Source organism: Hydrogenophaga sp. L99, assembly GCF_058731905.1.
Genome location: NZ_CM178972.1, coordinates 3,420,507 through 3,433,408 on the forward strand (window position 1 = coordinate 3,420,507; position 12,902 = coordinate 3,433,408).

The 12,902-nt window shown below is 64.7% G+C and carries 15 protein-coding genes; 7 read left to right on the top strand and 8 right to left on the bottom strand.

What is annotated here, in order from left to right; translation table 11 throughout:
- Position 1: 1 nt before the first annotated feature.
- The 6 genes from AC4QBL_RS16345 to hpaR all read right to left on the bottom strand — a co-directional run bounded on the left by AC4QBL_RS16345 (position 2) and on the right by hpaR (position 5,106).
- Positions 2 to 448, bottom strand: a complete 447-nt coding sequence (locus tag AC4QBL_RS16345; RefSeq protein WP_472908267.1) for a 5-carboxymethyl-2-hydroxymuconate isomerase — start codon at positions 446 to 448, stop codon at positions 2 to 4.
- 14 nt (positions 449 to 462) lie between these two features.
- Positions 463 to 1,389, bottom strand: a complete 927-nt coding sequence (gene hpaD, locus AC4QBL_RS16350) for a 3,4-dihydroxyphenylacetate 2,3-dioxygenase (RefSeq protein WP_472908266.1) — start codon at positions 1,387 to 1,389, stop codon at positions 463 to 465.
- 348 nt (positions 1,390 to 1,737) lie between these two features.
- The gene (gene hpaE, locus AC4QBL_RS16355; protein WP_472908265.1) at positions 1,738 to 3,210 is read right to left on the bottom strand and encodes a 5-carboxymethyl-2-hydroxymuconate semialdehyde dehydrogenase; all 1,473 of its coding nucleotides are present in this window, start codon (positions 3,208 to 3,210) and stop codon (positions 1,738 to 1,740) included.
- Positions 3,207 to 3,980 carry a fumarylacetoacetate hydrolase family protein gene (locus AC4QBL_RS16360; protein WP_472908264.1) on the bottom strand — a complete coding sequence of 258 codons (774 nt, stop codon included), beginning with the start codon at positions 3,978 to 3,980 and terminating at the stop codon, positions 3,207 to 3,209. The genes hpaE and AC4QBL_RS16360 overlap by 4 nt, the downstream gene beginning before the upstream one ends.
- Positions 3,977 to 4,627, bottom strand: a complete 651-nt coding sequence (locus tag AC4QBL_RS16365; RefSeq protein WP_472908263.1) for a fumarylacetoacetate hydrolase family protein — start codon at positions 4,625 to 4,627, stop codon at positions 3,977 to 3,979. Before AC4QBL_RS16365 ends, AC4QBL_RS16360 begins: the two co-directional genes overlap by 4 nt.
- A complete protein-coding gene (gene hpaR, locus AC4QBL_RS16370) occupies positions 4,624 to 5,106 on the bottom strand; it encodes a homoprotocatechuate degradation operon regulator HpaR (protein ID WP_472908262.1) in 483 nt (160 codons plus the stop codon). Before hpaR ends, AC4QBL_RS16365 begins: the two co-directional genes overlap by 4 nt.
- Before the next feature lie 104 nt (positions 5,107 to 5,210).
- Between hpaR and AC4QBL_RS16375 the strand changes: the two genes are divergently transcribed.
- Both AC4QBL_RS16375 and AC4QBL_RS16380 read left to right on the top strand, forming a co-directional pair.
- A complete protein-coding gene (locus AC4QBL_RS16375) occupies positions 5,211 to 6,263 on the top strand; it encodes an NAD(P)H-dependent flavin oxidoreductase (RefSeq protein ID WP_472908261.1) in 1,053 nt (350 codons plus the stop codon).
- Positions 6,251 to 6,547, top strand: coding sequence for an antibiotic biosynthesis monooxygenase family protein (locus AC4QBL_RS16380; protein WP_472908260.1), 297 nt, complete (start codon positions 6,251 to 6,253; stop codon positions 6,545 to 6,547). The genes AC4QBL_RS16375 and AC4QBL_RS16380 overlap by 13 nt, the downstream gene beginning before the upstream one ends.
- Positions 6,548 to 6,566: 19 nt before the next feature.
- Here the strand turns inward: AC4QBL_RS16380 and AC4QBL_RS16385 are convergent, their stop codons facing one another.
- Positions 6,567 to 7,709 carry a YceH family protein gene (locus AC4QBL_RS16385; protein ID WP_472908259.1) on the bottom strand — a complete coding sequence of 381 codons (1,143 nt, stop codon included), beginning with the start codon at positions 7,707 to 7,709 and terminating at the stop codon, positions 6,567 to 6,569.
- Positions 7,710 to 7,772: 63 nt separating this feature from the next.
- Here AC4QBL_RS16385 and radA point away from each other — a divergent pair, with 63 nt between their 5' ends.
- From radA to AC4QBL_RS16410, 5 genes are read left to right on the top strand one after another with little or no spacing between them, the layout of a single operon-like run.
- The gene (gene radA, locus AC4QBL_RS16390) at positions 7,773 to 9,266 is read left to right on the top strand and encodes a DNA repair protein RadA (RefSeq protein ID WP_472908276.1); all 1,494 of its coding nucleotides are present in this window, start codon (positions 7,773 to 7,775) and stop codon (positions 9,264 to 9,266) included.
- 2 nt (positions 9,267 to 9,268) lie between these two features.
- Positions 9,269 to 9,697, top strand: a complete 429-nt coding sequence (locus tag AC4QBL_RS16395) for a glycerate kinase (protein WP_472908258.1) — start codon at positions 9,269 to 9,271, stop codon at positions 9,695 to 9,697.
- Between the two features lie 33 nt (positions 9,698 to 9,730).
- Complete coding sequence (locus AC4QBL_RS16400) at positions 9,731 to 10,681, top strand: branched-chain amino acid transaminase (RefSeq protein ID WP_472908257.1); 951 nt, start codon at positions 9,731 to 9,733, stop codon at positions 10,679 to 10,681.
- Between the two features lie 11 nt (positions 10,682 to 10,692).
- Positions 10,693 to 10,899 carry a zinc-finger domain-containing protein gene (locus tag AC4QBL_RS16405; protein ID WP_472908256.1) on the top strand — a complete coding sequence of 69 codons (207 nt, stop codon included), beginning with the start codon at positions 10,693 to 10,695 and terminating at the stop codon, positions 10,897 to 10,899.
- 20 nt (positions 10,900 to 10,919) lie between these two features.
- Positions 10,920 to 11,492 carry a methyltransferase domain-containing protein gene (locus tag AC4QBL_RS16410; protein ID WP_472908255.1) on the top strand — a complete coding sequence of 191 codons (573 nt, stop codon included), beginning with the start codon at positions 10,920 to 10,922 and terminating at the stop codon, positions 11,490 to 11,492.
- Between the two features lie 21 nt (positions 11,493 to 11,513).
- Here the strand turns inward: AC4QBL_RS16410 and AC4QBL_RS16415 are convergent, their stop codons facing one another.
- Positions 11,514 to 12,116 carry a hypothetical protein gene (locus AC4QBL_RS16415; protein WP_472908254.1) on the bottom strand — a complete coding sequence of 201 codons (603 nt, stop codon included), beginning with the start codon at positions 12,114 to 12,116 and terminating at the stop codon, positions 11,514 to 11,516.
- Between the last annotated feature and the right edge of the window lie 786 nt (positions 12,117 to 12,902).

The window sequence follows — 12,902 nt, forward strand, 5'->3', positions numbered from 1 at the left end:
TTTAGGGTTTGGGAAAGAGCGGGTGCAGCGAACTGTTCTTGGCGTCAAAGACCTCGTGGCCTTCGTCCACCTGCACGGTGATGCCGATAGGGCGTTTCGCCAGCTGTTCGGCGAAGCGCTCTTTCACGCAGGCGTTGAGCGCGTCGCCCACGCGCTGGTGCACGGCCGCGCTGCGGCCTTTGGCCATGCGCACGTTCATGTAGACAAAAGCGTAGTCACCGCCCAGCCCGGCGGCGATGCCCGCTGCGCCGCCGTCGGACACGGCGCTGTGCGCCGCCGGGTAGGCCAGCACGCGCGTGCCGCCGGTGGGGAAAACCTGGCGGTCCTGCTCGTCGCGCACCGCGAGCATCGTGTCGGCGAGTGCGCGGCAGAGGCCGGTCATGTCGACACCGCCTTCAGCAGCCGGCTTGTCCAGGTTGGGGGTGTAAAGGACGACGAGGTGAGGCATGGGGACACTTCCGGTCAGAGGCGCGAACTCACAAGGCTGAAGCCATCGGCGGCCGATGCCTGCGCCTTGGGGATGGCCTGGCCTGTGACTGGGGTGACGGGAAACACGGCGTTGATCTGGCCGGTGCCACTGGCGCCGAAGTACGGCGTGATGACCTCGGCCTTGCCGGTGTATTCGCTCCAGCCCAACACGCCCAGCATCATGGCGGTGTCGTGCATGAAGCCTTCGCCGTGGCCCTTGGCGGCGTACTCGGGCAGCATGCCGCAGAAGTCGGCCCATTCGCCGTTTTCCCACATCTGCACCACGCGGCGGTCCAGCGTTTCCAAAAATGGGCTCCAGACCTTGAAGGCGAATTCGGGCGCGAGGCCGTTCTGCGCGAAACGGTGGCTCAAGCTGCCGCTGGCGAGAAAGGCCACCGTGCCGTCGTAGTGGTCTTCCACCGCACGGCGCATGGCCCAGCCCAGCCGCGCGCTGTCGTTGAGGTAGTGAACCATGCAAAGAGCCGAGACGGAGACGGCCTTGAAGTGCTGATCGGCGTTCATGTAGCGCATGGGCACGAGGGTGCCGTATTCGGGGCCGAGCGTGGTGGCGTGGTGGGCCAGGGTTTCCACCCCGTGTTCGTTGCACACCTGGGCCAGCAGCTGACCCAGCTCGGGGTTGCCAGGAATAGCAAACGGCAGGTTGCTGATGAAGTGCGGCAGCTCGTTGCTGGTGTAGCTGCCTTCAAAATGCGGCGCGCAGTTGATGTGGTAACTGGCGTTGACGAGCCAGTGGGTGTCGAACACAACGATGGTGTCCACCCCCGCTTCGCGGCAGCGGCGGCTGATTTCCTGGTGGCCGTCTATGGCGTCTTGGCGCGTGCCTTTGCGCGGGCCGTCAAGCTCGCTCAAGTACATGGAGGGAACGTGGGTGATCTTGCCGACCAGTGCTACTTTGCCCATTTGGCTTGTCTCCGTTGGGTTGCTTGTTCGCTGCGGTTTCTCTTCTGACGTGTGTTCGGAGAAGGCGGTGACGGGCATGTACCTACGCTCATGTCCCCCGGTCCGCGCTGCGCGCAGCCCTCCGCCTTGACTTCGCTGCGGCACACCCCCATCACCACCTTCTCGCTGCGCATTGGCAATCGAACGTTGATCTCCAACATCGGCCCTGGAAGGGCGTGACGTGGCGTTCTGTGTAGCGAAGTAAAGGAGGAGAAACGGGCGCAGCCCGTCTCGGGGGACATGAGCGCAACAGAGCGCCACGGCGCGCCCTTCCCGCCCAGGTCCAAGCGTGCAATGCAGGAGAGCAAATCAAGCTCCCCAATGAGGAATGTGATGCGACCCCAGAGAAACCGCCACGTTCTTAGGCTCCAAAAACACCTCGTAACTCCAGGTCCCGCCCTCACGCCCCGTGCCCGACGCTTTGGTACCGCCAAACGGCTGCCGCAGATCGCGCACGTTCTGCGAGTTCACGAAACACATGCCCGCTTCCACCGCAGCGGCCACGCGATGCGCCTTGCCAATGTTTTCCGTCCACACGTAGCTGGAAAGGCCGTAGGCAATGTCGTTCGCCAGCTCGATCGCATGGGCCTCGTCGCGGAACGGAATCAGGCAGGCCACCGGGCCAAAAATCTCTTCCTGGGCGATACGCATGCGGTTGTCCACGTCGGCAAACACCGTGGGCCAAACGAAGTTACCCGCCTGCACATGCGCGGACAGTTCGGCCGCATAAGAGGGCCGGTCGATGCCGCCGCACAACAGCGTCGCGCCCTCTTTCGGCCCCAGCTCAATGTAGCTGCGCACCTTCGCCAGATGGGCCTTTGAAATCATCGGCCCGATGGTGGTGTTTTCGTTTTGCGGGTCGCCTACGGTGATGCGCTTGGCGCGCTCGGCGAACTTCGCGGCAAAGTCGGCGTAAATGCTCTGCTGCACCAGAATGCGACTGCCCGCCGTGCAGCGCTCGCCGTTGTTGCTGAAGATCATGAACAGGGCGGCGTCCAGCGCGCGGTCCAGATCGGCGTCGTCAAACACCACAAACGGGCTCTTGCCGCCCAGCTCCATGCTGAACTTCTTGAGGCCAGCCGCTTTGACGATGCGGTTGCCGGTGGCGGTGGAACCGGTGAAGGAAATCGCGCGCACATCGGGGTGCGCGCACAGCGGCTCGCCCGCTTCCTTGCCGAAACCGTGCACCACGTTGAGCACACCAGCTGGGATGCCGGCCTCCAGCGCCAGCTCGCCCAAGCGCGCGGCGGTCATGGGCGAAAGTTCGCTCATCTTCAGCACCGCCGTGTTGCCAAACGCCAGCGCGGGCGCCACCTTCCAGGTGGACGTCATGAACGGCACGTTCCACGGGCTGATGAGCGCGCACACCCCCACCGGGTGAAACAGCGTGTAGTTCAGGTGCGTGGGTGTGGGGTAGGTGTGGCCATCCACGCGGGTGCACATTTCGGCGAAGTAGTTGAAGTTGTCTGCTGCGCGTGGCACCAGCTGCTTGCCGGTTTGAGCAATGGTCTGACCGGTGTCGTCGGTCTCGGTCCGAGCAATTTCAGGCACGTGTTTCGCTATCAGATCACCCAGCGCACGCATTTTTTTTGCGCGCTCGGTGGCTGGCAAGCCAGCCCACTTCGGGAACGCGTCTTTGGCGGCCTGCACCGCGGCGTTCACTTCCGCTTCGGTGCCCGAAGCCACTTCGGCCAGCACACCCTGCGTGGCGGGGTTGATCGTTTCGAAGTAGTCGGCGCCGGCGACGGTTTTGCCGTTGATGAGGTGGTCAATGCGGGTCATGCGTGGCTTTCGAAAGTCATGGTGTTCGTGAGGGCGCCAATGCCCTCGATCTCGGTGACGACCACGTCACCCGGCTGGCAATCGACCACGCCGTCGGGCGTGCCGGTGAGGATCAGATCGCCGGGCATGAGCGTCATGAAGCTGCTGAAATATTCGATCAGCGTGGGCACGTCGAAGATCATGTCTTTCGTGTTGCCCTGCTGCGTGACGTTGCCGTTCACCGTGGTCTTGAGCGCCAGGTTCATCGGGTCAGGGACATCGGCCGCGTCCACCAGCCAGGGGCCGATGGGCGTGCAGGTGTCGCGGTTTTTCACCTTCAGGTTGGGGCGGTACCAGTTTTCCAGATAGTCGCGGATCGCGTAGTCGTTGGCCACGGTGTAGCCGGCCACGTGCTGCAACGCGTCAGCTTTCTTCACACGTTTCGCGGGTTTGCCAATCACCACCGCTAGCTCACATTCGTAGTGCATGAACTGCACGCCCTCGGGCCGCACGGTGAACGCGCGGTGGCCAATGAGCGAAGCCTCGCCCTTCACGAAAGCCAGCGGTTCTTCGGGCGCCTTGAAAGCCAGTTCTTTGGCGTGGTCGGCGTAGTTCAGACCCAGCGCCAGCACCGTGCGAGGGCGCGGCACGGGTGCCAGCGGCGGCAACCAGACCACCTCGTCAAACCCCACGCGGCGGCCTTTGAACGCGGGCGTGAGCAACGCCAGTTGGCCATCCGATTCGATGGCGTCGTGGACCGCTCCGGCCCAGGCGATGCGGGCTCTTTTCATAGGGACTCCTGCACGAATTGGTGGGTTAAGGGTTTGAAGCCGGCAGCTGTGATCTCCACCGCATCGCCCACCTTTGCCCGTGGCCGGTTTCCGTCGGCCAGGCAGTCGGTGCCGAGCATCAGCACGTCGCCGGGGCGCATGCTCTGGAAGGCGTTCACGTCGGCCCACAGCGTGGCGGCGTCGCGCACCAGATCGGCCAGCGAAATGACTTGCTTCAACACGCCATGCACGCGCAGTTCCAGGGTCATTGCGCCCAGCCCGGCCAGACCGCCAACGGCGTCCAGAGACACCACCTCGCGCCCGACACCCAGAAACCCGTCCACACACCGAAATTTCACTGGCGGGCGGTAATAGCTCTCGTGGGGAATCGCCACGTCGTTGAACAACACACAGCCCGCGACGGCACCGCCCTCACCCGCCACCAGGCCCAGCGAAGCGCTCACCTCCACCTCGGCCACACCGGGCGGCAGGGCAATGGCGTGGCTCGCCGGCGTGAAGGTGTTGGCGGTCTTGATGTAAAGCACCGGCGCCTGCGGCGGCTCTTTGTAGGGCGCCTCGCTCATGCGCGGCGCCCACAGTGCGTGCTCGCGCTGAAAGTTCAGCAAGGTGCCGTACACCGTGCCGGTGGGCAGGTAGGGAATGTTCATTCGGTTTCCATCTCAGGTTCGTCCTCGCCCAGGGGCGCTTCCAATGCGATCACCTGGTCCAGCAACGCATACAACTGACCCAGTTGCGCTTTGCCCAGGCGTTCTTCCATCCACGCGTAATGCGCCTCAATGGTGTGCGACAGCGTGCGCACCAGCTTCAAGCCCGCGGGCGTGGCGCGCACCACGGTGCGGCGGGCGTCTTGCGGGCAGCGGGCGCGGCGGATCAGCCCGTCGCGCTCCATACGCGTCAGCACACCGGTGAGGCTGGGGCCCAGCAACAAGGCCTCGCGCGCCACCCGGCCGGTTTCCACGCCCGCCCGCTCGGCAGCGTGTTCGCCCAGCACACGCAGCACGCGCCACTGCTGGTCTGACAAGCCGTGCTCGCGCAGGCTGGGCCGGGTGTGCTGCATCACGGCCTCACGCGCTTCGAGCAGCAGGCGCGGCAGGTTGCGGTGGACAAAAGGAGTTGGCTCGTTCATTTATTTAATATGTTAAATGTTTTGACAGCCTGCCAGGCAAGGGTTTTCCCGGATGCTTCTGCCCGAATCGCTCAGACGCGCCCACACAGGGGAAAATGCCCGCCATGACCACCTTGACCGCCCTGCTGGGCACCCCATTTCCTTTGATTCAGGCGCCCATGGCCGGCGCGCAAGGCGCAGCGCTGGCCGCCGCCGTGTGCAACGCCGGTGGACTGGGCTCGTTGCCGGGCGCCATGCTCACACCCGAGGCGCTGCAACGCGAGCTGAGCGCCCTGAGCGCAGGCACGCCGCACCCCTGGAACGTCAACTTTTTTTGCCACACGCCCCCAGCGCCCGACGCCGCCCACGAGGCGCGCTGGCGCGACGCGCTGGCACCCTTCTATGCCGAAGCCGGGCTGGACATCTCGGCTGTCCCCGCCGGCGCCGGACGCGTGCCGTTCAGCGAAGCGGTGGCCGATGTGATCGAGCCCTTTCGCCCGCCGGTGGTCAGCTTCCACTTCGGCCTGCCCGCGCCCGACTTGCTGGCACGCGTCAAAAGCTGGGGCAGCGTGGTGCTGTCCAGCGCCACCACGGTGGAAGAAGCGCGCTGGCTGGAAGCGCACGGTGCAGACGCGGTGATTGCCCAAGGCCTGGAAGCCGGTGGCCATCGGGGGCACTTTCTGTCGCACGACTTGAGCGTGCAAATGGGCACCTTCGCGCTGCTGCCGCAAATCGTGGCTACGGTGCGCGTGCCGGTGATCGCAGCCGGCGGCATTGCCGACGCTGCGGGCGTGGCTGCGGCCATGGCGCTGGGCGCCGCCGGTGTGCAGGTGGGCACGGCTTACCTGTGCAGCGCAGAAGCCACCACCAGCGCCCTGCACCGCGCCGCCCTGCAAAGTGAGGCAGCGCGCCACACGGCGCTCACCAACGTGTTCACCGGCCGGCCGGCGCGCGGCATCGTCAACCGCGCCATGCGCGAGCTCGGCCCGATGAGCCTGGCCGCCCCGGCTTTCCCGCTGGCCACTGCCGCCATGGCGCCGCTGCGCGCGCACTTCGAAGCGCTGGGCCGTGGCGACTTTTCACCGCTGTGGGCGGGGCAAAACGCGAGCGGCTGCCGTTCGTTGCCCGCGGCCGATATCACCCATCAGCTCGCCCGGGGATTCGAATGTTCGTTGTGATCTTCCGCGCCAAAGCCCGCGCGCTCGACGCCGCCTACAGCGCCATGGCCGCGCACATGCGCGAACTGGCGCTGACGCAATTCGGCTGCCTCGACTTCACCGCCGTGACCGAGGGCGAGCAGGAAATAGCGTTGTCGTATTGGCCCGACGAAGCCAGCATCCGCGCCTGGAAACAGCACACCGACCACCTGGCCGCACAGCGCCTGGGCCGCGAGCGCTGGTACGCCAGCTACACGGTGGACGTTGCCGAGGTGACACGTCATTACAGCCACCCGGCACCGTGAGCCAGGACATGCTGCCAGGTCAGCAGTAGTCGTCGGGGTCGCGATTTACTCGCACCCGGTTCGGTGCTTCGCGCTGCGCATTCAGCCAGCGCTTGAGCCCGGCGGGCTCCTGCACTTGTTCAAAGTCTCGCTCCAGCTCCGCCACGTCTTGCTCCAGCGCGTCCACCTGAGCCAGCAGGCTTTGCTTGAGCGTGTTCGGGTTGGTCACGGCGCCGGGCGGCAAGTCAAACTCGGCGGCCAGGCGCTGCTGGCGGGCCGCGCGTTCACGCTCCAGCTCGGCCACCTGCTGCTTGAGCAACAGGGTGAGCGCGGCCAGCTTGTCGTCGGCCAGGCGCGACACGGCCGCCGGGTCGGCCAGCTCGGCACGCAGCTGAATCTGCATCAGCGTCACCAGGTCTTTGCGGCCGTAGGCGGCGTTGGCCTCGCTCATGAGCGCGGTTTTGCGCAAACGCTCCTGCGCGTCGGGTTCGCGGTCGGGGTGCAAGGCGCTGGCCAGCTGGCGAAACAGCGTGCGCAACTGGGTGTCGGCATCGGCCTGCTGGGCTTGGGCTTGTTCCTGCTCGGCGCCCGGCTTCTGGCGGGCTTTGCGGGCATTTTTCTTGTCGCGGCGGCGCGCTTGCGCGGCGTCTTGCGCCTCGCGCCAGCGCGCCATGCCGGCGCGCAATAGCTCTTCCATCGGCGCGTCCGGGTCGGTGTCGGCCAGGGGCTCACCCAGCACCGCTTCCAGCTTCGCGCGCATGGCGTCGGCAGCGGCCTGCTTTTTCTGCGCCAGCGTGTGGCGGCTGTGCTGGTTGTGCAGCGCGGCCATGGCTTTGTCGCCCTCTTCGGCCAGTGTTTGGGCCAGGCGGCACAGCGCCTCGGTGGCGGTGTCGTGTTGCAGCCGGCTCAGCGTTTTGCCCTGCACGCATTCAGCCAGCCACAGGGCCATGTCGCGCGTGCGTTGGCGCTGGCGCTGCTGCAGCGGCGCCACCCAGCGGTGCAGTTCCACCCGGTGCGTCTGGCCCAGGGTGTCCAGGTCGTCGAGCTGAGCCTTGAGCTTGTCGATGCGGGCCAGTTGCAGGTTGAACGCGCGGGCGGCGCCCGAGGCGGGCACGTCGCCCGGCGCCAGCACGCGCAGCGCCTGCGCCACGGTGGGGGGAAAAGAATCGGGGCTGGTTGACAAGTGGTGTCTCACGGAAGCGGGCTGCGCCAGGGCGCGGCGGGACTCGACTATATTGCCAGCCACATGGCCAAAGAAAAAACCCAATACACCTGCAACGAATGCGGCGGCAGCAGCCCCAAGTGGCTGGGCAAGTGCCCGCACTGCAACGCCTGGAACACCCTCATCGAATCGGTGGCCGAGTCGTCAGCGCCCACCAAAAATCGCTTTGCGTCGCTGGCCAAGACCGCCGCTGTGACCGCACTGGCCGACATTGAAGCCAGCGACGTGGAGCGCACCCCCACCGGCCACGACGAGCTGGACCGGGTGCTGGGCGGCGGCATTGTGGAAGGTGGCGTGGTGCTGATCGGCGGCGACCCCGGCATTGGCAAGTCCACCCTGCTGCTGCAGGCGCTGGACTCGCTGCAGCGGCGCTGGGAAGCGGCGCCGGGCAACGCGGGGCAGCGCGGGGGCACGCTTGCCATGAGCGACGCCGGGCCGCCCCAAGGCGCGAAAGTCCCCTTGGGGGGCAGCGGACCGCGCGAAGCGGGGCAGCGTGGGGGCACGCTCTACGTCACCGGTGAAGAAAGCGGCGCCCAGGTGGCGCTGCGCGCCCGCCGGCTCGGGCTGGACGGCTCAAGGGTCAACGTGTTGGCCGAAATTCAGCTGGAAAAAATACTGGCCACGCTGGACGCGCACCGCCCTTCAGTGGCCGTGATCGACTCGATCCAGACCGTGTATTCCGAACAGCTCACCAGCGCGCCCGGCTCGGTGGCGCAGGTGCGCGAATGCGCGGCCCACCTGACGCGCGCGGCCAAGGCCAGCGGCACGGCCATTGTGCTGGTGGGGCACGTGACCAAAGAAGGTGCGCTGGCCGGCCCGCGGGTGCTGGAACACATGGTGGACACGGTGCTGTATTTCGAGGGCGACACACACAGCAGCTTTCGGCTGATTCGCGCTATCAAAAACCGCTTTGGCGCGGTGAACGAAATCGGCGTGTTTGCCATGACCGAAAAAGGGCTGAAGGGCGTGAGCAACCCCAGCGCCATCTTCCTCTCGCAACATTCGGAACCCGTGCCCGGCAGCTGCGTGATGGTGACGCTGGAAGGCACGCGGCCCATGCTGGTCGAAATTCAGGCGTTGGTGGACACGGGCGGACCCAGCCCCCGGCGCCTGAGCGTGGGCCTGGACCGCGACCGCCTGGCCATGCTGCTGGCGGTGTTGCACCGCCACGCGGGCGTGGCCTGCATGGACCAGGACGTGTTTGTGAACGCCGTGGGCGGCGTGCGCATCACCGAGCCAGCAGCTGACCTGGCAGTGATGTTAGCGATCACTTCAAGCTTGCGCGGCAAGCCCCTGCCCAAGGGCTTCCTGGCCTTTGGCGAAGTGGGCCTGGCCGGCGAGGTGCGCCCGGCGCCGCGCGGTCAGGAGCGCTTGAAAGAAGCCGCCAAACTCGGTTTCAGCGTGGCCGTGGTGCCCAAAGCCAACATGCCCAAGAAGAACGACAAGGCCTTTGAGGGCCTGACCGTGCACGGCGTGGAACGCATTGAAGAGGCCATGGAACTGGCCAGGAGCTTGTGAACATGCCCCAATTGCCTCACCGCTTGCGCGCTCTGATCTTCCCCGCCCTGGCCGCTGCCATCGCCTACGCCGCTTGGCGCAGCTACGGCGGGCAAGGCCTGATCTTGGCCGCACTCATGATCGCTTTTTGGGTGCTGCTGCATTTCACCAAGCTCATGCGCCTGCTGCGCACCGCAGCCACCCGGCCCATCGGCCATGTGCAAGACGCGCGGCGGCTGCACCGGCAACTGAAACGGGGGCAACCGCTGGTTGACGTGGTGCGCCGCACGCTCAGCCTGGGGCAACGGCTGTCGGCACCCGGGCACGAGCCCGAAGCGCTAGAGTGGCGCGACGAACAAGGCCACACCGTCACCTGTACCTTTCACCACGGCCGCCTGGACACTTTTGAGCTGCGGCTGGCCAACCCTGAAGACCCGCCAGCCGGGACGTAAAATCGCACGATCAACCCACCAAAGGCAATGCAAATGTCACCCATTCCCTCAATGTCAGACCGCGACGGCAAGATCTGGATGGACGGCCAGATGGTCGAATGGCGCGACGCCAAGATCCACGTCCTGACCCACACCCTGCACTACGGCTGTGGCGCCTTTGAGGGCGTGCGGGCTTACAAAACGGCCGACGGCGGCACCGCCATTTTCCGCCTGGAAGAGCACACCGAACGCCTGTTCAACAGCGCCAAGATTCTGCGCATGAAGCTGCCGTTCACCAAAGAAGAAGTGAACGAAGCCCAAAAGGCCGTGGTGCGCGAAAACAAGCTGGAAAGCGCCTACATCCGGCCCCTGACCTGGATCGGCGACAAAAAGCTCGGCGTGTCCCCCAAAGGCAACACCATCCACCTGATGGTGGCAGCTTGGCTGTGGGGCGCCTACCTGGGCGAAGAAGGTCTCAAGCGCGGCATCCGCGTGAAAACCAGCAGCTACACCCGCCACCACGTCAACATCACCATGACGCAGGCCAAGGCCGTGAGCAACTACACCAACAGCATCCTGGCCAACATGGAAGTGACCGACGAGGGCTACGACGAAGCCCTGCTGCTGGACACCTCGGGCTTTGTGAGCGAAGGCGCCGGCGAAAACATCTTCGTCATCAAAAACGGCGTCATCTACACGCCCGACCTTTCGGCTGGTGCACTCAACGGCATCACCCGCAACACGGTGTTCCACATCGCCAAAGACCTGGGGCTGGAGATCGTGCAAAAGCGCATCACCCGCGACGAGGTCTACATCGCCGACGAAGCCTTCTTCACCGGCACCGCCGCCGAAGTGACCCCCATCCGCGAACTCGACCGCATCGAGCTCGGCAAAGAAGACTACGTGGGCAGCCGCGGCCCCATCACCGAAAAGATCCAGAGCGCGTTCTTCGACATCGTCGGCGGCCGCAACCCCAAATACGCCCACTGGCTCACGCAGGTTTAAGGTCCACCACCATGAGCAACGCCGCCATAGAACTAACCGCCAAAGACCTCAACGCCCACGGCGGGGTGTTCTGCCCCAGCCCTCTCGCCGACATGAAGCTCTGGAACACCCACCCCAAGGTGTACCTGGACGTGGCCAAAACCGGCGAAGCCCGCTGCCCGTATTGCGGGACGGTGTACCGGCTGAAGGCTGGAGAGACCTTGGCGCACGGGCATTGACGATCTCTATGCGACTTCACTTGGACCTGGGCTGCGGCAATATACCCAGAAACCCCTATTGTTGCGAAACCCTGTACGGAATTGACATTCGTGATGGTTTGTCAGCTCCCGGTGTCGCCGCAATCGTGGCTGCCAACTTGACTCTGGAGCCTATTCCGTTTCCAGACAAGCACTTCGATAGCCTGTCTGCCTATGACTTTTTAGAGCACGTCCCCCGAGTGGGTAACAGTGCATCGGGCCATCTCAGCAGGTTCCCGTTTATCGAGTTAATGAACGAGGTGTGGCGGGTTTTGAAACCGGGTGGCCATTTCTACGCTGTTTTTCCGGCCTTCCCCCATGCATTGGCTTTCTGCGATCCGACGCATGTCAATGTGCTGACCGACCGCAGCCATCTGTATTTCACAGGCTCAAATCCCATGGGAGCCATGTACGGATTCCAAGGCCGCTTCGAATTGGTGAGGCAACATCGCATTCACCCTCGCGGCGATTACCACCCTGTAAGACGCTCTCCCAAGCTTGCCATCAAGACAGCGGTGGACCATCTTGCGGGCCGCCGAAGCCACCTGGTGTGGGAGCTCACCGCCGCACCTTAAGCTGAGGCAAACTTTGCTTCGCTACCTGCGCCAGTTCGACCAGGCCAGGTTCAGCCCAGGCCACTGCGCGGCCAGCAGCTGGACAAAGCCCCATGCCCAACCGGCCTTTGAATGTTGTTTCAAAAGCGCCCAACGGGTGCTCCAACCTTGGGCTTCACTCAAAGACAACACCAACTCACTTTGGTGCAGTTTCTTGACCAGCTTGCCGCGCCACAAATCCAACCGCCCCACAGTAGCCAGATCTTGCTGAACCTGCAGATACAACGCACGCTGGCGGCGATGCTTAACGTTCAAGCGTTGCTTATTCGCGGCCACCGTCAAACGCTCGCCAGCCCCAGCTGACACACCGCCGCGTCGGTACATCACCAGTGCCTCTTGCACGGTGATACCGCCCCCCATGCAGCTGGCCCGCAAGGCCATGGCCTGGTCCTCGTAAGGCAGATCAGCTCGAATAGGACCAAACCGTTCATGTAGTCGGCGCGTGAAAGCATGAGACGCACCCACCACATAGGGTCGCCTGCGCACCCAGTCCTCAGGGCGTCTCCAGCTTGCAAGGTCGACGACATGAATCGTGCCCATGTCCAAACCGTCAGCGCTCATATCCACCAGGTGGCTGGCCAGCAAATCAGCTTTCTGGCCCGATGCGTCCCATGTGTTAGCGGCGCTCTAAACCCGCGTAAATCTGGTGTCGGCAAGCAGTCGGTGGCGGTCATCCGCGGCAGTCAGCTGACTGCTTTGAATTTCCTTTGAATCGAAGGGTGCCCGTTGCACAGGGCACAGACGTGTCCTGAGCGTGCCTGCTTTGGCCATGGCGAGCGGGCTTGAGCCAGCGCAGGGGTATGGCGCAGCGCTGGTGTTTTGCGTTACATATCGCCTACCTGTGTAAGAAGCAGGCGCGACAGTGACAGTCACTTTCCGGTAAACCCACTGTCGCGCCCCGAGACCCACCGCTTTGGAGGGCGCCGTTGCCGCTGTCAGTATTCACGAAGCGGGCGTGGCTGTCCAGCAGCGTGGGCCCACGCATGGGAATGGACCGCCCATGCCCACTGCCCAACACGCACCACCACAGCCGCCGTCACCACCGCCCAGACGTTTTCTGTGCGCCCTGTGTCGCAGCCCTGTGCTCATCTGCAGCCACTGCGACCGCGGCCAGCGCTACTGCAGCGCAGTCTGCTCACTCCAGGCCAGAAGTTGCGCCCAGCGCGCCGCTGCCAAACGCTACCAGGACAGCCGCAAGGGCCGCCACGCTCACGCCACACGCCAGGGGCAATGGCGCGCGCGCCAACAAATAGTGACGCATCAGGGTGGCCCACCACCGCCCTGCGCTGATGTACTCCCATCCAGCGACGCAACCGCTCTGAATCCAGACGCAAGCCAGCGCTGCAAGTGCCAGTTTTGCGGCCGTTCGGT

What these genes read in the sequence shown, in the direction of transcription:
- AC4QBL_RS16345 (WP_472908267.1), bottom strand. Translation starts at nt 448, where the DNA reads ATGCCTCACCTCGTCGTCCTTTACACCCCCAACCTGGACAAGCCGGCT.
- hpaD (WP_472908266.1), bottom strand. Translation starts at nt 1,389, where the DNA reads ATGGGCAAAGTAGCACTGGTCGGCAAGATCACCCACGTTCCCTCCATG.
- hpaE (WP_472908265.1), bottom strand. Translation starts at nt 3,210, where the DNA reads ATGACCCGCATTGACCACCTCATCAACGGCAAAACCGTCGCCGGCGCC.
- AC4QBL_RS16360 (WP_472908264.1), bottom strand. Translation starts at nt 3,980, where the DNA reads ATGAAAAGAGCCCGCATCGCCTGGGCCGGAGCGGTCCACGACGCCATC.
- AC4QBL_RS16365 (WP_472908263.1), bottom strand. Translation starts at nt 4,627, where the DNA reads ATGAACATTCCCTACCTGCCCACCGGCACGGTGTACGGCACCTTGCTG.
- hpaR (WP_472908262.1), bottom strand. Translation starts at nt 5,106, where the DNA reads ATGAACGAGCCAACTCCTTTTGTCCACCGCAACCTGCCGCGCCTGCTG.
- AC4QBL_RS16375 (WP_472908261.1), top strand. Translation starts at nt 5,211, where the DNA reads ATGACCACCTTGACCGCCCTGCTGGGCACCCCATTTCCTTTGATTCAG.
- AC4QBL_RS16380 (WP_472908260.1), top strand. Translation starts at nt 6,251, where the DNA reads ATGTTCGTTGTGATCTTCCGCGCCAAAGCCCGCGCGCTCGACGCCGCC.
- radA (WP_472908276.1), top strand. Translation starts at nt 7,773, where the DNA reads ATGGCCAAAGAAAAAACCCAATACACCTGCAACGAATGCGGCGGCAGC.
- AC4QBL_RS16395 (WP_472908258.1), top strand. Translation starts at nt 9,269, where the DNA reads ATGCCCCAATTGCCTCACCGCTTGCGCGCTCTGATCTTCCCCGCCCTG.
- AC4QBL_RS16400 (WP_472908257.1), top strand. Translation starts at nt 9,731, where the DNA reads ATGTCACCCATTCCCTCAATGTCAGACCGCGACGGCAAGATCTGGATG.
- AC4QBL_RS16405 (WP_472908256.1), top strand. Translation starts at nt 10,693, where the DNA reads ATGAGCAACGCCGCCATAGAACTAACCGCCAAAGACCTCAACGCCCAC.